Source organism: Thalassococcus sp. (assembly GCF_982780845.1).
This window is the reverse complement of sequence record NZ_CEYADA010000014.1, coordinates 72,181-93,503: the sequence shown is the minus strand read 5'-3', so window position 1 is coordinate 93,503 and position 21,323 is coordinate 72,181. Positions and strand designations below refer to the sequence as shown.

Below are 21,323 nucleotides of genomic sequence, written 5' to 3'. Positions count from 1 at the left end.
ATTTGCTGCGGGGCTGTGATCATCCGTCGTCCTTGGCGGCCTTGTGGAAGGCGGCCCAAGCGCGGCTTGTCCGGCCACGGGCGCGGGCGATCGTGTCGACATAGGCGCGTAGTTTACGGGCGTCTTCGGCGTCATCCTTGAACACGACACCGCGCAATTGCCGCGCAACATGGGCACCGGTCGGGGCATCGCCGGACAGATAGCTGGCATCCAACAGCGCCCCATGGGCGACGTTCACCGCCTCGGCTGTAGACATGACCGATTTCGGCTGGGCGACCACGGCACCATCCTCGGCCCGACCTGTGCGCAGGTCACGAAAAACCGACACGACGACGTCCAGAACATCCTCGGGCAGATCGGCCTTCATATCGTATTCGGCCATGCGGTCGCGGACCTGTTTGGCGATCAATTCCTTTTCAAAGGCCGCATCAGCAATGGGTGCCACAGTTTCGAAATTAAAGCGGCGTTTCAGAGCGCTCGACATTTCGTTCACACCCAGATCGCGCAGGTTGGCAGTGGCGATGACGTTAAAGCCGCGTTCTGCCCGCACCTCGCGGGCGGCACCGAGTTCCGGCAGGGCGACTGTCTTTTCGGACAACAGCGAAATCATCGCATCCTGCACCTCGGGGGCGCAGCGGGTCAGTTCTTCGATCCGCGCGATCTGGCCGTTCTGCATGGCCGTCAGCACCGGCGACGGGATCAGCGCGCGTTCGCTGGGTCCTTCGGCCAGCAACAGCGCATAGTTCCAGCCATAGCGCAGATGATCCTCGATCACGCCTGCGCTGCCTTGGACCACCAGACGGGACGTGCCGCTGATCGCTGCCGCCAGAAGTTCGGACAACAGCGACTTTGCCGTGCCCGGTTCCCCCACCAGCATCAGCCCCTGATGCCCCATAAGTGCGACGATACAACGATCAACCAGCGGGTCATCGCCATAGAATTTGCGCGACACGTCCAGCTTGGCGTCGCCCAGAATAAACCGGCGCACAGCACGGGGGGACAGCGCCCAACCGGCTGGCTTCGGGTCGCTATCGGCGTCGCGCAGGCGGGTCAGTTCATCCGCATAGCGCAGTTCCGCCGGAAGCCGCTGGGCGGTTGTTACGTCGGTTTTTAAATCCATGGCATCTTCTTCATCCATTCGGGATCATAAGAGCCCTTGGCCACCATATCCCGATAATCGTTCCAGCATTCCGACAGCAAAACGCCGGGCACCTCGCCCAAGGGCACAGCGCGCCCACGGCGGCCTTTGCCCATGAGCTTGTGAAAGCTCAGATACATCTGCGCGGCGGCGACGTTTTCTTCGGGCAGGCAGTTGCCCGAGAACTCGATCACAGCGCACAGACCGGCGCTGCGGAAGTTTTTGACGTATTCGTTGAAATACCCGCCATCCAGCGCCTCGCCCCTTTCGTAGCCCAGCTTCGACGCCACACCACGGAAGGTGAAAGTGTCGGTCACCCAGCCATGGCGATCCTTGATCTGGGTTTCCTTTGCCATGTCGCCTTCGACCGACAACAACGGCCGACCGAATTGCGCGAACAGAGGCTTGACCTCGTAATCCGACAGATGCGTTTTCCATGCGTCCGCTGCGCCATCAGGCAACAATGCGCCATGCGCCAGCCGGATGTTGGCAAAGCTTTGCGGATCCACCTCGTTATCCTCGGCATCGACGTAGTCACCTTCGGCGGTCGGGCGGAAGGCGGTGATTGCATTCCCGTCCCCATCAACACCCAGCCAGATCACGCGTTCCGTCAGGCGGCCCATCAGGGGATGATCGCGGAAATCGCGCTGCCAGTCCGACACCGGCCAGATACGTTCGGCACAAAGCGCCTCGTACAGGCGTTCGCCCTGAAGGGTCATGACCTGCTTCAGTTCCCGCTTGGATGCGGACAGTTGTTTCTTGCTGGCTTTGGTGTTGTCATCGTCGCCCGCAGGCAGCGCCTTGATCGGCTTACCGTCGGGGTTGAAGGCCACCAGTTTAAAGTCATCGTCCATCCGCGCGAAATAGGGTTTGGCATCGTCGCCAATGGGCAATTCCAACACGCCGTCATCATTCAGTCCTGCCGTTGGAATGGTCCGATCGGCCAGTTCATCCAGCGACCAGTTCCGCGCCTCGGCCACGCCATTGACCAGTTCGCCCGCGTAGGCCTGTACGCCCTTTTGTTTCAGGCGCGTGGCTGCGGAGATCACGATCTGAAGCGAAAGCGGATCACCCTTGGCCGCCAGCACATCCAACAGCGCGGACGCCTGCGACGTGCGTGACCCATGCTGCTTCAGGTAGGTGCGGACGACAGCCGCGCCATGGGCAGGGTCGATCTGTTTGGTCAGACCCAGAATGCCTTTGGTCGCAGCGCCCGAGTTCAGGTAGTTGGATTTGAACCCGTTGAACAAATCACGATACGCGCGTTCGCGGGTGTATCCTTCGATCCAGCGGCTGTTGTATTTGAAATTGCTGTCGGCGTGCTTCTCGGCATAGGCGTGCGCCTCTTCATCCGGCGGGCGCTGGGTGTCGTAATCGATCCATGCATCGAAAATCCACGTTGACAGAGTGCGCGCGCTTTCGGGGGCCAGCTGATCCAGATAGATGTCGAACAGCGCATTTCCGCCCGGTTGCTTCAACTTGTTGGCAAGGAACAGCCACGCCTTGATCACCTCGGGCGGCACCTTTTGCCCGCCTTTGTATTTCAGCGCGGGCATGTGATCGCTGATCAGCCAGTCCAGCTTATCGAACTTGGCCTTTTTCAGAACCTTTTCCGCCTCGGCCAAAAGCGCCTTGGGACCGACGTAATCGGACAGCTCGACCCCCAGACGCGACAGCGCCGTCAGGATGGCCGCGCGGGCCAGATCGGACTTTTCTTTCTTAAGCCGTGCCTTCAGCGGTTTCGCGGCACCTGTGGCCCCCAGATCTGCCAGCCATTCGGCGGCGCCAGCGCGCACGTCCTGACGGGTATCTTCCAGCAAGGCAATTGCGCGCTCTTCCAGACCGGGCGCGCCTTTGAGCATCTCGCGGGCAAGGGCACGACCTGTTTTACCGGTGCCTGTGGCCAGCTCCAGAAGCGGGCCATAGTAGCGCTGGGGCGTTTTCGGCAGCAGGTTCAGGAACTGCACCGCCAGCAACTTGCGCGGCGCAGGTTCGCCGGGCGGGCGCATGCCGAAGGCTTCGTCGAACAGATCAAAACTTTCAGCCAACAAGGGCCAGATCGCATCGCTGTTCAGATCGGCGATGTCGTAATAGGACCAATCGCTCGCCATTTCGGAACGCAGCAGATCGCCTGGCTTGATCTCGCGCGTTTTGCGGTCACCCCATGGGCCGTAGGTCATTGTTTTGTTGGCAACGTTCATCGCCTCAAGGTGACGATAATCGGCGTTGTCGCTGTTTACGTAGTTGACCAGAACATTCTGGGCTGCAGACCAGCCGTTCTGATTAAACGCCGCGCTGAAACCGCGCTCCAGCACGCTGGCACACCGCAACGCGCGTTTCGGCGCCATGCGCGACAGTGCCTCGGTCGTCCAACTGTCCTTCAGTGTGTGCTGAATCAAAGACACCAATCGACGGCTTTCTTTGGAATCCAGATCTTCGGGATCACCGTTGAAGATTTTGATGATTTTACCCGCAAGCGAGGTGCTGATCGGTTTGGGACGATATCCACGCCCGCTGCGATTGGCATTGCGCCGCTCGATTTCTTCGTTTTCTTTTTCGATCAGCTTGATCAGCTTGCCCTTATCTTCATCACCAAACCAGATGTCCGGTTCGGACGCCAGTGGTGCCAAAGGCGGAATATCAACGCGGGTGCCATCCAGAGCGATGTAGCCGGTGTTGTCATCGCCGTCTTCGCCGGTGGACGCCTGCGTGACCTGATCCACCGCCAGCGCGCTTTCAATCGATGCCTTGATGCGGGCGGTTTTTTCGGCTGGCAGGTGATCCCGCAAGACGTTCAACGCCACTTCGGAACGCAGCCCGGCCAACAGATCGACCATGGCACCACGCACGGCCACCTTGCCGTTGGTCAACATGTCTGTCGCCATTGGCAGAACCTCGGCTTCGGGCTGCGCCATCAGCACGTTCACGGCGATCTTGCGCACAGCTTTGGAACTGTCGGCACAGGCCTCGACCAGATAGGCGCGGGCGTCGGGGTGGTCGAACATCTCCCAGCGCTCCATGGCGGCGATGGCGTTCACCTTTCCTTCGGCAGCCATCCGGCGACCGGCCTCTAGCAGGGCAGGTACATTCTGTTTGGCAAAGTCGGAGAAATCGAAAATCTTGGTCAGACCACGGATATCATCGCGGCTGGCCCAGCGTCCGTCGTCATTGAAAACTACATCGAACAGATCGACAGCCGAACCACCCGCAGCCACACAAATCTGCGCCGCAAATTCGGGGGACAGCGCACAGTCCTTGGCATCGATCATTTCTCGGGGCCATCTGTTGGTTTGCTTGATTAGCCCCTGCCCCGCGTTTGCGAACAACACCCTGAGTGGTTGGGGCACATGTTTGGTGCCAACCAGAAAGTCGCGCGCCGATCCCATGGCCGCAGACAGCACCTCGCCATAGCGTGCGATCACCTCGGCGTCGTGCGCCTGCCGTGCGATATAGTTCCAGCGATTAATGGTGACTGAGTCATTGCTATACAGCCGATCCAGTTCCAGCGTCTTGGCGACGTCGATGTTGGCAAGCGTGGACAAAACCGATCCTTCGTCACCCCGCCCCACATAGGCAATCGCGGCGTCGCCCAAACCCTTTTGCACACCATTTAATCGCTTGAGATCCATCCCGATCGGGCCGCCAAGCAATTCATTTTTCGAAAAAAGAGACAAAAGTTTTTTCACCGGAACGCCCTGAATACATTTCACAATGCAACAAGACTCGCACGGTCACACGCACAACCCAAGAAGTTTCTTTAAAATTATGAACTCACCTTAAGACAGAGCAGACGCGCATCGGAAACACCGGCCATTTTCTGCCAAATTCAATTTTTTTCGACCCGTTTCGACCACCGAAAACCAGCAAAATATGCTGCAACGCAGCAAAATGCTTTTTGCGCATAGTTAGTATAGCCAGAGCAGTCATTCCGAGAATTCCGGGGCGATCCTAACCTGAGTGCATTCCAAATTTCTTGTTTTCAGGAGTGCCGATATGAAACGTGAATTTGCCATTGCACTGGGCTTGGCCGCCTCCGCAACAGCGGGTTTCGCCGACCCTTTCATGACCCCGCCCACCGTCACCCGCGAGGTCGTTCTGCCCACGCCCGCTGCTCAGGTCTGGTCTGAATTCGGGCAGTTCTGTTCGTTGACGAAATGGCAGGATCTGGTGGCAAGCTGCGAAGTGACCCAAAAAGTCGACGGCATCTATCGCACCGCAGTTATGACCGACGACAGCGCCTATGTGGAACGTCTGATCCATTATTCGGATGACAGCATGTCCTTTGGCTATTCGATGTTGTCCGGCCCCGCACCTGTCAGCGACTACATCGCCCTGTTCGATGTCGATGCGGTCGATGAGACATCAAGCGTGGTGCGTATCAGCGCATGGTATTCGGTCTCGGATGGCGCAACCCACGAGGTTGTCGACCCGATCCTGACCGACCTTTTCGACAACGGTCTGCGCGGCATGACCGACCTTCTTACCAACTAAGCCAACATCGGGCCACTCCAAGGCGTGGTGTTTTGGAATGGTCCCGGCGTGGCTTCGATCATCAAACTCAAGAGGAGACACACGATGATTATTGTAACTGGCGCAACCGGCAATGTGGGCAGCGTTCTGATGGCAAAACTTGCCGAAAAGAACATCCCCGCCCGTGCGATGACGCGGGACGCGAGCAAGGCCAAAGGCCTGTTTCCCGCGGGCACCGAGGTTGTTGAGGCCGACTTTGCCGATCCGGCAAGCCTGACCAAGGCGATGGCTGGCGCAGACACGCTTGTTCTGATCTCGCCGGCCCATCCCGACATGGTCGCGCATCAGAAAGCGGCGCTTGATGCGGCCAAGGCTGCGGGCATCAAGGATGTGATCAAGCTGTCCGGTCTGGGCGCGTCTCTGGATGCCCCGATCCGCCTGCCCAAGGGCCATGCCGAGATCGAAGATTACGCGGGCTCTATCGGGCTGAGCATCACACCTATCCGCCCCAACCTGTTCATGCAGGTTCTTTTGGGCGATGCCGGATCGATCGCAGGCGAGGGCAAAATCTATGCCCCTGCTGCGGATGGCAAAATCTCGTTCACGGATGTGCGCGACATTGCCGATGTCTTCACGAAGGTCATCGAAGACACGGCTCTTCGTGGCAAATCCTACGACATCACGGGGCCGGACGCGCTGACCTATGCGGAAGCCGCAGAAAAGATCGGCAAAGCGGCAGGCTATCCGGTGCAGCACGTCGATGTCCCCGAAGAAGCCGCACGCGAGGCGATGCTTGGCATGGGCATGGATCCGTGGGTGACAGAAGCCTTCGTCGAACTGTTCCAGATCTATCGTGCTGGTTACGGATCGGCAGTTCTGTCGGACACGGTTGCATCGGTGAAAGGCGCGCCTGCGCGCAGCTTTGACGGCTTTGCTGCGGATTTCCGTGGCTCATTTGCCAAAGCGTCCTGATTGTCACCGGCATCGCGGCAAGCGTCGCGATGCCCCCTCCCGAACTTTCAAGCCCGAACTTTCAAGACTGTCTGACAGAGGAAATGTTATGTCTAAAAATGTCATTCTCGTTGGCGACAAGTTTGCCACGTTCGCACAACAGGAAAACGTTACAACACCCTTGGCATTCTGCGCCGCCCTAGAGGACGGGAAAATCGACGCCTGCAACCTTATTCTGGGTCAGGGTGTGTCGGATGCTTGGGTGGCACATATCACCGATCTTGCCGCGCAAACCAACGCGAAGGTCACGCTGGTCAATAGCGTCAGCGCGAAACGCGCCAGCAGCAAATCCTGCCACAAGGTCAAGCGTCAGAATGCTTTGATCTCGGAGCCTCAGGTACTGCGCAACAACGCCTTTGGCGCCCGCCTTCTGATTGATGAAGACTGCGAGCTGATGGGCGACCACCAGACCGGCCACCACTTGCAAGGCATGTTGCTGGTCGAAGCGGCGCGCCAGATGTTTCTGGCCGTCATCGAACGCTATCTGCGCCCGCAGCAAAGCAACTACGCGGTGATCAACCACCTGAATTCGACGTTCCAGTCATTCGCCTTTCCGCTTTCAACCGACATCGAACTGACCGTCGAAACGCGCGACGAAGACCGCCCCGACCGTGGCAGCTATGACGTGCAGGTCGTGTTCCTGCAAAACGGATCACCCGTCACCACAATCGACACGCGGTTCACAGTGTTCGACGCCAAGCGTCTGGCCCCGAAAGAAGCCGCCATGGCGCAGGCCCGCACGCAGGATTGCATCGCCATGGCCGACAAGGAACTGGCCGTAGCGGTCTAGAGCGTGTCCGAGTTCGCAATCGACAGGATGGTCTGACGAAACCAGGCCCGCGCAGGCGTCAGCCGGTGCTGACGCCGCATCACCAAGTGAAACGAATGACAGACCGATGGAAAAGGAAGCTCCCAATGCGAAAGTCCGAACGTCTCTTCGGCAAAGCTGACCAAACGACGCGGAATGGTGGCCAGAAGGTCGGTTCCGGCAAGGTTGGACACCATGGGCGAAAACGATTCGAAAACGAACTGGATGTCACGCGTTTTTCCAAGTTTCTCAAGCTCTTCATCCACCCAGCCGCGGCGGTCGCCCGAATAGGAACACAGCATGTGTTTGTGCGTCAGATAGGTTTCAAGCTGCATAACACTGCCCGGAGCTTCGCTGATGCCGTTCCTGTCGCCGACGATCACGTAATCTTCGTCAAACAGGCGGTCCGCGCTGAATTCTGTCTGATGGACGCTCTGGCTGACGATCGCGAATTCAATGTGCCCTTCGCTCAGACGCTGCAATGCATCCCGTGCACTTACGTTTCGCAAGTTGATCGACACGAACGGAGACTCTTGCCGGATGCGGCTGAAAAGCTGCGGGAAGATCGCGTAAATCGCATAGTCCGTCAGCCCGAGCGTAAAGCTTGTTTCCGAGGTTTGCGGATCGAACTGCCGCACCTGCGCCAGCGCCTTTTCCGCGCAACCCAGCGCCTCTTCGATATCGGGACGCAAGGCGCGCGCCACGGCCGAGGGCTGCATCGTATTCCCGCGCCACTCGAACAGCGGGTCGTTGAACGACGTCCGCAATTTGCCCAGCGCTCGCGACACGGCGGATTGCGAGATGTTCAGCATCTCGGCGGTGCGGGTCGTGCTTTGGGTTTGGGATAGGGCGCGAAAGACTTTCAGAAGGTTCAGATCAAGGCTGTTGATTAAGTCCGCCAAGTCACAACTCCAGGGAAAATAGCTATGATGAAAAATGCAAAGAAAGATGAAGAACGGTTATCTGCCGATGTTGCTATCATAGGTGGTGGTCCGGTTGGAATGGCCGTTGCGGCAACAGTGGCACGTTTCGGCCTGTCGGTCGTTTTGATTGAACAATCTTCAGGCACAACGCCCTATTCAAAGGCCATTGGCGTCCACGCTATCACATTGGAAAAGATGCACACTTTGGGTCTGACTGACGGTCTTCTGGCCGAAGGTTTCCCGATGCGCGACTATGCGATCTACGAAAACAAACGCCGCACCATGGCTACAAGCTTTCGTGGAATTGCGACGCCCTACGATTTTGTTCTGGGGCTGCCGCAAAGCCGGACCGAGGCCCATCTGGCCGCCGATCTGGAAAAGCAGGGCGTGTCGATCTTGTGGGAACACAAGCTGACGGAAATCCGCGATATCGGCGCGCTGAAAGACCCGAACTGGCCTGCGCAGATCGTCGTCGAAAAACCGGACGGCACCCCTATGACCATCTCGGCCAGCTATGTCGTCGGCGCTGATGGCGGGCGATCCACCACGCGGGAACTGGTCGGCATCGATTTTCCGGGCGGCAGCTATGGCAAGGCGTTCCTGCTGGGGGACGTGAAGCTAGACTGGAACGGCCCCCGCCACGAATTGCAGTTCCACCTGTCCAAACATGGCTACCTTTTGTTGATCCCGATGCCCAACGGCATGCACCGTGTCATCGCGCAAACCGATCTGAAATGGGAAGACTTCCAGGATCGTCACAAGCGCCCCGAAGCCAAGCTAGACATGTTGCAGGACATCATCGACACGCGCGGCCCCGGCGGCATTCGCGCACATTCACCCGAATGGCTGACGGCCGCCCCGTTCTATTACCGTCTGGCATCCTCTGCGCACCGTGAACGCGTTTTCCTTGCTGGTGATGCGATGCATCTTGTCAGCCCGCTTGGCGCGCAGGGTCTGAACACGGGCTTTGGCGATGCGTTCAATCTGGGTTGGAAGCTGGGGTTTGTGCATCAGGGCATGGCCGATGTGTCGCTGCTCGAAAGCTATGGGACCGAACGGCTGAAGCTGGCGGCCAGTCTGATCGACATCACAACAAAAACAACCCGCTACATCACCGCGACCCGTTGGTGGGAACGCCTTGCACGAAGCGTTGCGACCAGTTTCATGAATCCGGGCATCAAGGTGCAACGCGATCTTCCTGCACTGCTGTCCGGCATTCGTCAGGCCTATGACCCATCGGTTTTGGCAGGCAAGATGCCTTCGGCTGCATGGCCCGAGCCCGGATCGCGGGCGCCGAATGCCCGCCTTCAAAGCCAATCGGGCCTGTTCGAAAGCGCGCGTCTGTTCCATGGTCAGGCATTTCACGCGGTCTTTGTTCTGCGGCGCGCCGACGACATGATGCTTGGTCAGGTGCAGGCCGAGGTGACGCGCCTTTTGCAACTGGGCGATGGCGTTCGCCCTGTCGTCATCCTGCGCGAATATGGCGACAGGTTGCCATCCATTCAGGGGGCACAGGTCCTTGCCGATCCGTTTGCCGATCTGACTGGCGAAATCGGCACCGCGCAGAACGCCTCTTTTCTTGTCCGACCTGACGGCGTTGTCGCCGCATCGTGCTCTGAACTCGATGCCGGCCTGACGCTTGACTACTTCGCCTCCGCCCCATGGGCCAAACCCGCCACCGTAGAAAAGGAGCTTCGCCATGTCGCGTAATAAGGCCATTTTCTTTGATATCGACGATACCCTGATCGCCACGAAGTCCATGTTCGATTTTCAAAGTTACTACTACGCCCATGCCTGCGAATACCGGCACGCTGACCCCAAGGCGGTGATGTCCACGTTTCGCCAAAGCCTTGCGCAGCAAGTCCCCGACGGCTGCCGCGAGGATTTGAACAGGGCCTTTTATCGCAGTTTCGAAGGCCGATCGCTGATCGAGGTCGAAACCCTTGCCGAAGAATGGTTTGAGACGCTTCCTGCCTCGGTCTGGATCGAACCGGCACTGGCGCTTTTGCGCAAGCGGCGCGAAGAGGGATACCTGATTGTCGGGGTGAGCGGATCGTCCCACGAAATCCTTAGCGGCATCAACAGCGCGCTGCGCTTTGACCACCTACTTGCCGCACAGCTCGAGGTGTCATTCGGGCTGTTCACGGGAGAGTTGATCCCGCCGCAAACCATCGGCGAAGGCAAGGCGGTCGCCATCCGGCAACTGGCCGATGCGCATGATATCGACCTTCAATCCAGCGCCGCCTGCGGGGATCACATCTCGGATCTTGCGATGCTGGAATGTGTCGGGGAACAGATCATCGTGACAGGCGATCCCCTGTTGGAAAAGATTGCGCGGAATCGCGGTTGGGTTACGCTGAACCGCACTGCAAAAACAGACGCCGAGGTGCATGTCTGACGCCCCAACTGCGGGCGGCGTCAGATGATTTCATCCTCGTCGAACATCGGATCGTCTTCCAACTGGCTGACAAGATCTTCGACCGCGTTTTCGGCCTTGGCCACGGATTTGACGCGTCCGATGTGAAACACCGCATCGCCTTCGTTGACGATCGGCATGACGGCGCGGCCAACAATAATGCCGGAAAACGGTGCAACGATTTCCTGCTCTTTTTCACCGAAGGGGTCGGACACCGCCGCAAGCAGTTCACCGGTGCGCACCAAAGCGCCGTCGCTTTTGAAAATCCGCAGAAGACCACCCATCGGCGCACGGACCCATTTGCTGGACAGGCAAAGTTGCGGTGCCGCCTTGGGCGCCGACACGCCGCGCTTTGAAACCATGCCTTTGTGGTTCATGACCCTAAGAACACCGGCCACACCTGCACGGATCGAGAATTCGTCAAACCGGAGCCCCTCGCCCGCCTCATAAAGCAGGATGGGCTTGCCGATTTTCTTGGCCTCACCGCGCAGCGATCCGTCGCGCAAAGGCGATTTGATGATGACCGGCGCGCCGAAAACATGCGCCAGCGCTTCCATGTCCGGATCTTCGGGCGAAATACGCACCTGAGGATAGTTCGTGCGGTGCACCGCGGCCGAATGCAGGTCGATCCCGATTTCGGACCGCTTCACGATTTCCTTCAGAAACATATGCGCCAAACGTGCCGCAAGCGAACCTTCGTTGCTGCCCGGAAACACACGGTTCAAATCGCGCCTGTCCGGCAGATACCGTGAATGGTTGATCAAACCGTAGGTGTTGACGATCGGCACGGCCAACAACGTGCCAGCCAAATTCTTCATGGATTTCGAAGCCAACACGCGGCGGATGATTTCAATCCCGATGACCTCGTCACCGTGGATGCCGCCACTGACGAACATGACCGGCCCGGGCTTTTTGCCGTGCACCACATGCACCGACATCGAAATAGGCGTGTGATCTGATAAAACACTGACTGGGATATCGACCGTCTGACGGGTGCCCGCTTCAATGGTTTTTCCGCCAATCTCGAACGCGGGCCGTTTCGCCATCAGCCCTTGCCTCGTGTACGGGTAGATCCCTTGGCGGCATTCTTTTCAAGAAACTCGATCATCTTGCCAGCGATATCCAATCCGGTCGCCTTTTCAACGCCTTCCAGACCCGGAGAGGAGTTCACCTCCATGATCACTGGCCCGTGGTTGGCGCGCAGCATATCCACACCGCAGGCATTCAGACCCATGGACTTTGCTGCGCGAACAGCGGTCGCGCGTTCTTCAGCGGATAGCTTAACGACCTGAGCGGACCCGCCACGGTGCAGGTTCGAACGGAATTCACCTTCGGCACCGGTGCGCTTCATCGCGGCGATCACCTTGCCACCGATAACGATGGCGCGGATGTCGGTGCCGCCCGCTTCCTTGATGAACTCTTGAATCAGGATGTTGGTGTTGGTTGCGCGGAATGCCTCGAACACGGATTTGGCCGACCGATTGGTATCGGCCAGAACAACACCCAGACCTTGCGTGCCTTCCAGAAGCTTGATCACCAACGGCGCTTCGCCTGCCAGCTTCAGGACCTCTTCGGTTTGTTTCGCATCATGGGCAAAGGTCGTGACAGGCAGGCCGATCCCGTCGCGCGCCATCAACTGCATTGAACGCAGCTTGTCCCGCGACCGGCCAATCGCAACGCTTTCGTTCAGGGGATAGACGCCCATCATTTCGAATTGGCGCAGGACCGCGGTGCCGTAGAACGTGATTGATGCACCGATCCGCGGAATAACCGCGTCGTAGCCTGTCAGCTTTTCACCGTTGTAATAGATCTCGGGACGCCGCGACGCGATGTTCATATAGCATCTCAGCGTGTCGATGATGTCCAGTTGATGACCGCGTTGCTCGGCGGCTTCTTTCAGGCGCTGGTGGGAATACAGTTTGGCATTGCGGGCAAGCATCGCGATTTTCATTGATAATCCTTTCTGCGGCGCTCGGCCGGAGCATCCGTCATTTGGAAAGTTTTTCGGGTGTGGACGGCAATGTTATGGTTCTTGAGCGCGGCCCGACCGATAATCATTGGAAACGTCATATTGCTGCGGTCCGTCACGGATAGATCAATCATCCACTTGCGGCTGCCAAGCTGCAGATTGGTGCGGATGATATAGCGATCTTCGGGGATGCCGCTGGTGTTCTTGATCGCGCGCTCGGAATGGTACGGTGCCTCGATCACATGCTCGGGCCGGTGATCGGCAAGCTGGGTCCGGAACCGCACCCATGTTTCGCCTTCTTTCACAAATTCTTCGATGTCCGTCGCATGAAGCGCGGTGGTGCGTGCGCCCGTGTCGATCTTGGCCTTGATCCGGTGCAGGCCCAACAATGGCAGATCAGCCATTTCCATCCAGCCGATGATCGCCGGCGCGGCGACCTTTCGGGGGGATTTGGGAGGGGAAGATGATGTCATCAGATCAGCCTTGGCATCATTAAGGTTTGCTGCGCCAGGGGACGGTGCCCCGCGTGTTTCATTGTGTGGTCAAAGAAGGCGCGCGGTCACTTGCGAATTGATTCACGGCCCATAATCCCCCCTTTAGCCACAAATTTTTTCTTGTCTACTGGCTAAAAAACGATAGCCCATTTTATCTTGGGAAACCGTTTCCTTGCCACGAAATAACGAAGCAGGGCAGCGGTTGGTTCCGACCTTGTTATCACAGGGCGCGTAAGAGCGGTTCTTGCGAAAAACCTTTGCCTTTATCAGGGGTTAAAGCGGCCACTGAATTGCGGCACGCGCAGCCTGCTATGCAGGCGAAATTTGCTGGTCTAGACCGCACGCTGCCCGTCAAAAGGCACGATCCCCGCCTGTCCGTTAGCCGGACGGCATTTCACCCTGCCGCTTACTGGAATGTGCTGTGAATGTTGGACGATGTTTCCAACAGGGTCTTTTCGATCTTGGCGCGTTGACCGGCAAATCTGGACGACGGCACAGGAACGGAAATGGCATGCAATTCACCGACCCAATCTGTGAAGGCGAAACCGATCGCGGACACGCCTGAGGAATGTTCATCAAGGTCATAGGCAAGCCCCGTTGCGCGGACTTCGGCCAGCTCCTTCAGTAAAGACGAGATGTCTTTTTCAACGCCGTTGCGTGTCCATTCGTTTTTGATCAGCCTGCAGGCCTCATCTTCGGGAAGCTGCGCCAGACAGGCTTTGCCATTCGCGGTTGTCGTCAAGGGAAACACCTCGCCCACCTTTGACACGGTCGTCAGCCGGTGTGTTCCCGGCACCTGATCCAGAAACACCATCCCGATGCCGCGCATGACGGCAAGGTCGGTGGTTTCGCCTGTCTTATGGGTCAGTTCGTTCAGCAGCAGGCCGCAATGTTCGACGATGTTGTACTGCGCGGCACTGGCCAGCGCGCTAAGTTCCGGCCCAAGGATCAACCCGCGGCCCTGCGGCGCGGTGATGACGAAATGTTCGTCCATCAGGGCGCTGGTGATTCTTTGTACCGTAGAACGGGCCAAACCGACCCGCTGTGCGATTTGCCCAAGGCTCAATCCATTCTTTTCGTCCTTTAACGCACGCAAAACAGCAGCGGCCCGAGAGATAACCTGAATACCGGACTTTCCATTTTTTTCTTCTGTTTCAGACATTTGCAAAAACCCTTCGCCGGTACTGCAGGCTTCAAGCCATCCTTCATTGCGACCATTGATGTACCGCGATGCGATGCATGTCAACCGCATGGTGAACTTTTTTCTTGACCGCGATACGATGCGCCTGCATCACTTCTCGGGACAGGTGGGAGGAGCCACCCCGACAATCTGAAACACAAAACGCCGAGATTCCGGCGAACAAAGGAGATGTGCCAAATGGTTGAAATTCGCGGCATCGAGTTCCAAGGGAACACCGACAACGACATGGGGCTGGAGTTCTACAACCTGAGCCACCGCTTTGGTTTCCAGAACCCCAACTGGCCGTATTTCGAAGATACAAAGATCGAACGTATCCACTACATGGCCAAGTCTGGTGTTCTCAGCCAGCGGATCACCACAACAATGCACGCGACCACGCACATCGACGCGCCCGCGCATGTGGTTCAGGGCACACCGTTCATCGACGAAGTGCCGCTGCCGCACTTCTTTGGTACCGGCATCGTTGTGTCGCTGCCCAAAAAGAAGTGGGAGCCGATCACAGGTGAGGATCTGGAAAAAGCCTGCGGTCACGCGATCCGCAAGGGCGATGTTCTGATTATCAACACCGGCTGGCACAAACAGTACGAAGACGGCGATTACTTTGCCTATTGCCCGGGCTTTGTGGCCTCTGCTGGCGAATGGATGGTGGAAAAAGGCGTGAAGGTTGTAGGTCACGACACGCAGGCCAACGACCACCCGCTTGCCACAGCAATCGGCCCGCAGCGCAACGGCCCTCTGCTGCCGCATCTGGCGGAAGAGTACAAAGAATGGTCCGGCGGTCGCGACTGGAAAGACGACTTCCCCGATTGGGAACCGGTCCACAACATCCTGTTCAAGAACGGCATCATGGGCATCGAAAACGTGGGCGGCGATCTGGACGCGGTCACAGGTAGACGCTGCACATTCGCGTTCTTCCCGTGGAACTGGGATCGCGGTGATGGCTGCATCGTTCGTCTGGTTGCGATGATCGACAAAAGCCAGAACTTCCGCATCGACGCTGGCGAAAGCTTCTAAGGCTTTCCATGCGGGCTGCCCGACAACGGCGGCCCGCGACTTTCAAGACATGGGGAGGATGTCATGAAAAAACTTCTGTGTTCTTTGGCATTTCTGGCCGCGTCTCCGGTCTCGGCCCAAGTGGCGCTGACGCCGGATATCGCCGAGGCATTGCCTGCCTTGGGGTCCGAGCTGTCGCGCGAAATGGTCGGTGGAACCATGAAGCTGTACGGCCCCCTGCATGCAGCCGACAGCAATGACGGGCTGAACGTTTTAGCCGATCAGGCTTATGGCGATCACGAACGGCAAAAGCTTGATGTCTATGCCCCTGAAGGCGCGTCCAATCTTCCTGTGATGGTCTTTGTGCACGGCGGTGGTTTTGTCCGCGGCGACAAGGGCGGTGCCGCCAATATCGGCCGCTGGTTGGCGCGTCATGGCGTTGTGACGGTGACCCTGAATTATCGGTTCGCACCGGAAAGCACGTGGCCCTCGGGCGCCAAGGACGTTGCACTGGCGCTGGAGTGGATCAAAGCGAACATCGCCGGTCTTGGCGGCAATCCGGAACACATCGTTCTGTCGGGCAATTCCGCCGGATCGATGCATGTGGCCGACTATACGTTCCACGAAGAATTCCAGAACGCGGCTGACGGCGTTGTCGGCTCGATCCTGATCTCTCCTCCTGCTGTTGATCTTATGGGCCGCGAACTCGATCCCGCGCGGGACGCTTTGTACTATGGCCCCAACGGCGACCGCGCGGCGCAGTCCGTGGTGAACGCGCTGGACGGTCGCGCCCTTCCGGTGATGGTCGCCTACGCCGAGCATGAGCCCGCCATGATCATCGATCAGACCCGCAAACTGATCACCGGCCTGACCGACCGCAACGGTCGTCTTCCGCTGGTCGTGGGTGTCGCGGGTCACAACCACATCTCAATCGTCGAACACATCGGCACTGCCGATGAATCGCTTGTCCACGAAATGCTGAACTTTGTCGGCATGGCGGGCGGTTAAGAAAGGACTTTTCCCATGCATATCAAGCGCTTCAACGACGCCGAGCCCTATGAGGCCCCGAACCACTGGGGCGTGTCGGGCCTAAGGCTTCAGGGTTTCGAAGAAGGTGGCCCGACGAACCAGTGGGTCGGCTTTTCCCAGTTCCTACCCGGTGGCGGCGCAGGTCCGGATTCGACCCCGTTTGAAAAGGTTTACGTCGTCCTCGAAGGCGAAATGACCATCGAATGGGACGGCAAAACCGACGTTCTGCGCGCGATGGACAGCTGTACCGTTCCGCCCGACATGATCCGCCGCATCGAAAACAAATCGAACCACGTGTGCAAAATGCTCGTGGTCATCCCCTACCCCCCAAAGGCCTGACCCATGCAATCAATGACAAATGCACTGTCCATGTTCGACGTCAAAAACAACGTCGCCCTGATCACTGGCGCGTCTGGCGCTTTCGGAATGGTCGCGGCCCGCGTTCTTGCTGGCGCCGGATGCAAGCTGGTTCTGGTGGCCGGAAATCAGGATGCGCTGGACGAAATCGCCGAGGAATGTCGCGCGATGGGCGCTGATGTGACTGCGATCAACACGCGCCCGACGGACGAGACGATCTGCAACGATCTTGTGGCGCAGGCGGTCGAAGCCTACGGGAAACTGGATATTCTTGTCGTCGCCTCGGGGATGAACCGCGTCGCGCTGATCAACGACATGACGCCTGAAACATTTGAATCTGTCATGGATGCGAACGTCACCCAGACGTGGCTTTTGTCCCGTGCAGCGGCGGCCCAAATGAAACAGCAGGGCTATGGCAAGATCGTCTTGGTCAGCTCGGCGCGCGGCCTTTTGGGCCACCCCGCCGGATACACCGCCTACTGCGCGTCGAAATCGGCCACTGACGGCATCACCAAGGCGCTTGGCTGTGAACTGGGCGCGTCCGGTGTGACCGTGAACGCCATTGCCCCGACCGTGTTCCGGTCACCGCTGACGGCATGGATGTTCGAGGATACCGAAGAGGCCACCAAAGTGCGCAACGGCTTTCTTGCCCGGGTGCCGAAAGGCCGGTTGGGCGAACCCGAGGATCTGGCAGGTCCCTTGTTGTTCCTCGCGTCCAAGGCGTCCGATTTCTACACCGGCCACATTCTGTATGCCGATGGCGGATACACGGCGGGCTGATAATGGACACCACCACACATCATATCGCTGTCATCGGTGCAGGGCTTATGGGGCACGGGATCGCCCTGACCTTTGCCCGCGCAGGCCATCGCGTTTCGATCACCGATCCGGTGCCCGAAGCGCGTGAAACGGTCACCGACCGGATGGCACAAAGCATGGCCGCGATGGGCGACGATGCCGCATCGATTGCCACAGCGCTGAAACTGATCACGATTGCCGAAACCACCGCCGATGCGGTGAAAACGGCAACCGTCGTGTTCGAAGCCGCGCCCGAGAAAATGGCGTTGAAGCAGAAAATCTTTGCCGAGATCGAATCCCATGCGTCCGAGACCTGCATTCTGGCATCAAACACGTCGGTCATGCCGATCACCGAAATCATGTCGGGTCTGCGCCTGCAAAACCGCGCGCTTGGCACCCATTGGTGGAACCCGCCCCACATGATCCCGCTGGTCGAGGTCATCCGCACCAAGTGGACCGATCCGGACGTTGCGCAGACCATGTTCGACCTGCTGGAAGGGGCCGGAAAAACGCCGGTGATGGTTGCAAAAGATGTTCCCGGTTTCATTGGCAACCGGCTGCAGCATGCGCTGTGGCGCGAAGCGATCAGCCTTGTTGAAAACGGCATTTGCGATGCCGAGGCCGTGGACACCGTGATCAAATCCAGCTTCGGTCGCCGGTTGGCCGTGCTGGGCCCGTTGGAAAATGCCGATCTGGTCGGCACCGATCTGACGCTCGATATCCACGAAAACGTGCTTCACGACATCGAGGCGCGCCAAGGCCCGTCGCCCTATCTGCAGCAGCTTGTTGCCGAGAAGCGGTTGGGAATGAAGACAGGCGAAGGGTTCCGCAAGTGGACCGAGGCAGAGGCGGACGCCGTGCGCGCCCGCGTCGCAAGCCACCTGAAGAAACTTGAAAAAATCTTGGAATAACGAACCGCCGGTTGGAAGATCGGCACAGGGAGGAAGAACCATGAATAAGAAAACAGCCATAGCTCCAAACCGCCGTGCGTTTCTTACGGGCGCAGGCGCAGTTCTTGCCAGTCCGGCGGTCCTGACGGCCACACGGGCCTATGCCGCGACACCCACCCTCCGCGTCGGCCATGTCAGCCCGCGCACCGGACCGCTGGCCGGTTTCGCCGAAGCGGACGACTTTGTTCTGGCGGGCATCGAAAAGGCCTTTGCCAGCGGGATCGAGAACAACGGCAAAAGCTGGAACATCGAGATCATCTCGAAGGACAGTCAGTCCAACCCGAACCGCGCCGCCGAAGTTGCCGCCGATCTGATCCTTGGCGACGAGGTCGATATCATCGTCGCGGCCTCGACACCGGATACGGTCAACCCTGTGTCCGATCAGGCCGAGGTGAACGAGGTGCCCTGCATCACCACCGACTGTCCGTGGCAGCCCTATTTCTTTGGCCGCAACGGCGTGCCCGGCGAAGGGTTCGCATCGACCTATCACTTCTTCTGGGGTCTCGAAGACGTCATCGGCGCGTTTCTGGACATGTGGGGCCAGTCCGGCGCCGCCAAGACGGTAGGCGGTTTGTTCCCGAACGACGCGGACGGCAACGCTTGGGGCCATCCGGAATTGGGTCTGCCCAAACCGCTGGCGGCAGAGGGCTATAACCTGATCGATCCGGGCCGCTACCAGCCGCTTTCTGATGATTTCTCGAACTACATTGCCGCGTTCAAGGATGCGGGTTGCGAGATCGTAACAGGCAACATGATCCCGCCGGATTTCGCGACCTTCTGGTCGCAAGCCGCGCAACAGGGCTTTAACCCCAAGGTCGTGACCATCGGCAAGGCGCTGCTGTTCCCGTCCGTGATTGAATCGCTTGGCGAACGGGGCGATGGCCTGAGTTCCGAGGTCTGGTGGTCGCCCAACCATCCCTTTGCATCCTCGCTCGACGGTAGCTCGGCCAAGGATCTGGCCGAAGGCTATACCGCCGCATCGAACCGCCCGTGGACACAGCCCATCGGTTTTAAGCATGCCCTGTTCGAAGTGGTCGCGGATGTGGCGCGCCGCGCTGACGATCTGGAAGATCCAGAAGCCATCGTAGCCGCCATCCAGGGCACCAATCTGGGTACGATTGTTGGCAATGTGAACTGGGCCAACGGGCCGATCAACAACGTCACCAAGACGCCGCTGGTTGCGGGTCAATGGCAGAAAGACGGCGATGCGTTTGACCTGAAAATCGTCGCGAACTCGGCTGCCTCGGACATTCCGCTGACCGGCGACCTGAAATTTCTGGCCTAAAAGAAAAGGCGCGGCATCATGGTGCCGCCCCTTTTTCCAAGTGAGGACGGTATGACCGCCATTTTACGACTGGACCATCTGTGCAAGTCTTTCGGGGCTGTGACAGTGGCCGATGCGCTAAGTTACGAGGTCGCCCAAGGCGAAGCTCTGGGCGTGATCGGTCCGAACGGCGCGGGTAAAACCTCGATGTTCAATCTGATCACGGGCACCTCCGGCCCCGACAGCGGGCGGGTGTACTTTGACGGCAAGGACATCACCAACATGAGCGCGGCCAAACGCAGCCACGCCGGTATCGCCCGATCATTTCAGGTGCCCCAGCCGTTTTCCGGCATGACCGTGTTTGAAAATGCCATGATCGCGGCCACCCAGTCGGCGGGTCTGCACGGACACGAGGCAGAGCGGTTTTGCCTCGAGGTTCTGGAGCATACCGAACTTCTGCCAAAGGCCAATGTGCTGGCAGGCAGCCTGACCCTTCTGGAACGCAAGCGGCTTGAAATGACCCGCGCGCTTTGCGCCAAACCCAAGCTTTTGTTGCTGGACGAAATCGCCGGTGGCCTGACCGAGGCCGAGTGCAAATCTTTGGTGCAAACCATCAAGGATATCCACGCAAGCGGCGTTGCGATCATCTGGATCGAACATGTGGTTCACGCCCTCATGGCCGTCGTTGACCGCCTGATCGTGATCGATTTCGGCAAAAAGATCGCCGAGGGCGAACCGCAAAAGATCATGGAGAGCCCCGAAGTGAAAGAAATCTATCTCGGGATCGAAGCCGATGCCTGAGCCCATTCTGAACATTCAGGGGCTTAAGGCCTTTTACGGCGATTTTCAGGCGCTTTACGGGGTCGATATGTACATCGAACCCGGCGAGGTGCTGGCAATTATCGGTGCCAACGGCGCGGGCAAGACCACGCTGATGCGGTCGGTCACAGGGCTTTTGTCGAACGGGCCGGGCCAGATCCATTTTCATGGCAACGATATCAGCCAGCTGCGCGCCGACGAAGTGGCGATGCAGGGGCTGGCCATGGTGCCCGAGGGGCGCCAGCTTTTCCCGTCTCTGTCGGTCAAGGAAAACCTGATGATCGGTGCGCAGGTCGGGCGGCAAGGCCCGTGGGATCTGGATGCGGTCTATCGGCTGTTTCCGATCCTTGAAGAACGCAAAGATCAGGCTTCGACATCGCTTTCGGGCGGGCAGCAACAGATGGTCGCGATTGGCCGTGCGCTGATGGCGAACCCCGATCTGATCATGTTCGACGAAATCAGTCTCGGGCTGGCACCCATTGTCATCAAGGACATCTACGCCGCCCTTCCGGGCATCATCAACGGCGGCATGAGCGCGATCATCGTTGAACAGGACATCGCTCAGGCGCTGAAAGTTTCGTCGCGTGTGTACTGCCTGCAAGAGGGCCGCGTGTCGCTGGAAGGCGCGTCAGACAAGGTTTCGCGCGAGGAGATTTCCCGCGCATATTTCGGGATCGAATGAC

At 58.6% G+C, this 21,323-nt stretch carries 20 protein-coding genes; 13 read left to right on the top strand and 7 right to left on the bottom strand.

All coding sequences use genetic code 11. The annotated features are described in order from the left end of the window. Positions 1 to 19 precede the first annotated feature (19 nt). Both AC4FIA_RS14885 and AC4FIA_RS14880 read right to left on the bottom strand, forming a co-directional pair. On the bottom strand, positions 20 to 1,120 hold the full coding sequence (locus tag AC4FIA_RS14885) for an ATP-binding protein (RefSeq protein ID WP_490366507.1): 1,101 nt from the start codon (positions 1,118 to 1,120) through the stop codon (positions 20 to 22). Further along, positions 1,111 to 4,767 (bottom strand): DUF4132 domain-containing protein, encoded by a 3,657-nt coding sequence (locus tag AC4FIA_RS14880; RefSeq protein ID WP_490366506.1) that lies wholly within the window; start codon positions 4,765 to 4,767, stop codon positions 1,111 to 1,113. The genes AC4FIA_RS14885 and AC4FIA_RS14880 overlap by 10 nt, the downstream gene beginning before the upstream one ends. Before the next feature lie 364 nt (positions 4,768 to 5,131). Here AC4FIA_RS14880 and AC4FIA_RS14875 point away from each other — a divergent pair, with 364 nt between their 5' ends. From AC4FIA_RS14875 to AC4FIA_RS14865, 3 genes are all read left to right on the top strand, one after another. Then, positions 5,132 to 5,629: an SRPBCC family protein gene (locus AC4FIA_RS14875; RefSeq protein WP_490366505.1), complete on the top strand. Its 498-nt coding sequence runs from the start codon at positions 5,132 to 5,134 to the stop codon at positions 5,627 to 5,629. 84 nt (positions 5,630 to 5,713) lie between these two features. Further along, positions 5,714 to 6,580: an SDR family oxidoreductase gene (locus AC4FIA_RS14870; RefSeq protein WP_490366504.1), complete on the top strand. Its 867-nt coding sequence runs from the start codon at positions 5,714 to 5,716 to the stop codon at positions 6,578 to 6,580. Between the two features lie 88 nt (positions 6,581 to 6,668). Next, positions 6,669 to 7,409 (top strand): AfsA-related hotdog domain-containing protein, encoded by a 741-nt coding sequence (locus AC4FIA_RS14865; protein ID WP_490366503.1) that lies wholly within the window; start codon positions 6,669 to 6,671, stop codon positions 7,407 to 7,409. On the opposite strand, the gene AC4FIA_RS14860 is transcribed toward AC4FIA_RS14865, so the two are convergent. Continuing rightward, the gene (locus AC4FIA_RS14860) at positions 7,406 to 8,329 is read right to left on the bottom strand and encodes a LysR family transcriptional regulator (protein ID WP_490366502.1); all 924 of its coding nucleotides are present in this window, start codon (positions 8,327 to 8,329) and stop codon (positions 7,406 to 7,408) included. The two genes, AC4FIA_RS14865 and AC4FIA_RS14860, sit on opposite strands and share 4 nt — an antisense overlap. A 24-nt stretch (positions 8,330 to 8,353) precedes the next feature. Here AC4FIA_RS14860 and AC4FIA_RS14855 point away from each other — a divergent pair, with 24 nt between their 5' ends. Together AC4FIA_RS14855 and AC4FIA_RS14850 are read left to right on the top strand one after the other, a co-directional pair. Beyond that, on the top strand, positions 8,354 to 10,060 hold the full coding sequence (locus AC4FIA_RS14855; RefSeq protein ID WP_490366501.1) for an FAD-dependent monooxygenase: 1,707 nt from the start codon (positions 8,354 to 8,356) through the stop codon (positions 10,058 to 10,060). After that, entirely contained in the window at positions 10,050 to 10,748 is a 699-nt protein-coding gene (locus AC4FIA_RS14850) for an HAD family hydrolase (RefSeq protein ID WP_490366500.1), read from the top strand. Before AC4FIA_RS14855 ends, AC4FIA_RS14850 begins: the two co-directional genes overlap by 11 nt. 20 nt (positions 10,749 to 10,768) lie before the next feature. Here the strand turns inward: AC4FIA_RS14850 and AC4FIA_RS14845 are convergent, their stop codons facing one another. The 4 genes from AC4FIA_RS14845 to AC4FIA_RS14830 form a co-directional block, all read right to left on the bottom strand. Continuing rightward, positions 10,769 to 11,812 carry a succinylglutamate desuccinylase/aspartoacylase family protein gene (locus AC4FIA_RS14845; RefSeq protein WP_490366499.1) on the bottom strand — a complete coding sequence of 348 codons (1,044 nt, stop codon included), beginning with the start codon at positions 11,810 to 11,812 and terminating at the stop codon, positions 10,769 to 10,771. Further along, positions 11,812 to 12,717: a 30S ribosomal protein S6--L-glutamate ligase gene (gene rimK, locus AC4FIA_RS14840; protein ID WP_287474387.1), complete on the bottom strand. Its 906-nt coding sequence runs from the start codon at positions 12,715 to 12,717 to the stop codon at positions 11,812 to 11,814. Before rimK ends, AC4FIA_RS14845 begins: the two co-directional genes overlap by 1 nt. Then, positions 12,714 to 13,208 (bottom strand): ATP-dependent zinc protease family protein, encoded by a 495-nt coding sequence (locus AC4FIA_RS14835; protein ID WP_490366498.1) that lies wholly within the window; start codon positions 13,206 to 13,208, stop codon positions 12,714 to 12,716. The genes rimK and AC4FIA_RS14835 overlap by 4 nt, the downstream gene beginning before the upstream one ends. Positions 13,209 to 13,635: 427 nt before the next feature. Then, on the bottom strand, positions 13,636 to 14,391 hold the full coding sequence (locus AC4FIA_RS14830; RefSeq protein ID WP_490366497.1) for an IclR family transcriptional regulator: 756 nt from the start codon (positions 14,389 to 14,391) through the stop codon (positions 13,636 to 13,638). 216 nt (positions 14,392 to 14,607) lie between these two features. Between AC4FIA_RS14830 and AC4FIA_RS14825 the strand changes: the two genes are divergently transcribed. From AC4FIA_RS14825 to AC4FIA_RS14790, 8 genes are all read left to right on the top strand, one after another. Next, positions 14,608 to 15,444: a cyclase family protein gene (locus AC4FIA_RS14825; protein WP_490366496.1), complete on the top strand. Its 837-nt coding sequence runs from the start codon at positions 14,608 to 14,610 to the stop codon at positions 15,442 to 15,444. A 63-nt stretch (positions 15,445 to 15,507) separates the two neighbouring features. Next, on the top strand, positions 15,508 to 16,431 hold the full coding sequence (locus AC4FIA_RS14820; protein WP_490366495.1) for an alpha/beta hydrolase: 924 nt from the start codon (positions 15,508 to 15,510) through the stop codon (positions 16,429 to 16,431). 15 nt (positions 16,432 to 16,446) lie between these two features. Then, positions 16,447 to 16,791, top strand: a complete 345-nt coding sequence (locus tag AC4FIA_RS14815; protein WP_490366494.1) for a cupin domain-containing protein — start codon at positions 16,447 to 16,449, stop codon at positions 16,789 to 16,791. Between the two features lie 3 nt (positions 16,792 to 16,794). Next, the gene (locus AC4FIA_RS14810) at positions 16,795 to 17,589 is read left to right on the top strand and encodes an SDR family NAD(P)-dependent oxidoreductase (protein ID WP_287474378.1); all 795 of its coding nucleotides are present in this window, start codon (positions 16,795 to 16,797) and stop codon (positions 17,587 to 17,589) included. Between the two features lie 2 nt (positions 17,590 to 17,591). Beyond that, on the top strand, positions 17,592 to 18,518 hold the full coding sequence (locus tag AC4FIA_RS14805; RefSeq protein WP_490366493.1) for a 3-hydroxyacyl-CoA dehydrogenase family protein: 927 nt from the start codon (positions 17,592 to 17,594) through the stop codon (positions 18,516 to 18,518). A gap of 40 nt (positions 18,519 to 18,558) precedes the next feature. Beyond that, entirely contained in the window at positions 18,559 to 19,842 is a 1,284-nt protein-coding gene (locus AC4FIA_RS14800; RefSeq protein ID WP_490366492.1) for an ABC transporter substrate-binding protein, read from the top strand. Between the two features lie 51 nt (positions 19,843 to 19,893). After that, positions 19,894 to 20,622 (top strand): ABC transporter ATP-binding protein, encoded by a 729-nt coding sequence (locus tag AC4FIA_RS14795; protein ID WP_490366491.1) that lies wholly within the window; start codon positions 19,894 to 19,896, stop codon positions 20,620 to 20,622. Beyond that, on the top strand, positions 20,615 to 21,322 hold the full coding sequence (locus AC4FIA_RS14790) for an ABC transporter ATP-binding protein (RefSeq protein WP_490366490.1): 708 nt from the start codon (positions 20,615 to 20,617) through the stop codon (positions 21,320 to 21,322). Before AC4FIA_RS14795 ends, AC4FIA_RS14790 begins: the two co-directional genes overlap by 8 nt. Position 21,323 lies beyond the last annotated feature (1 nt).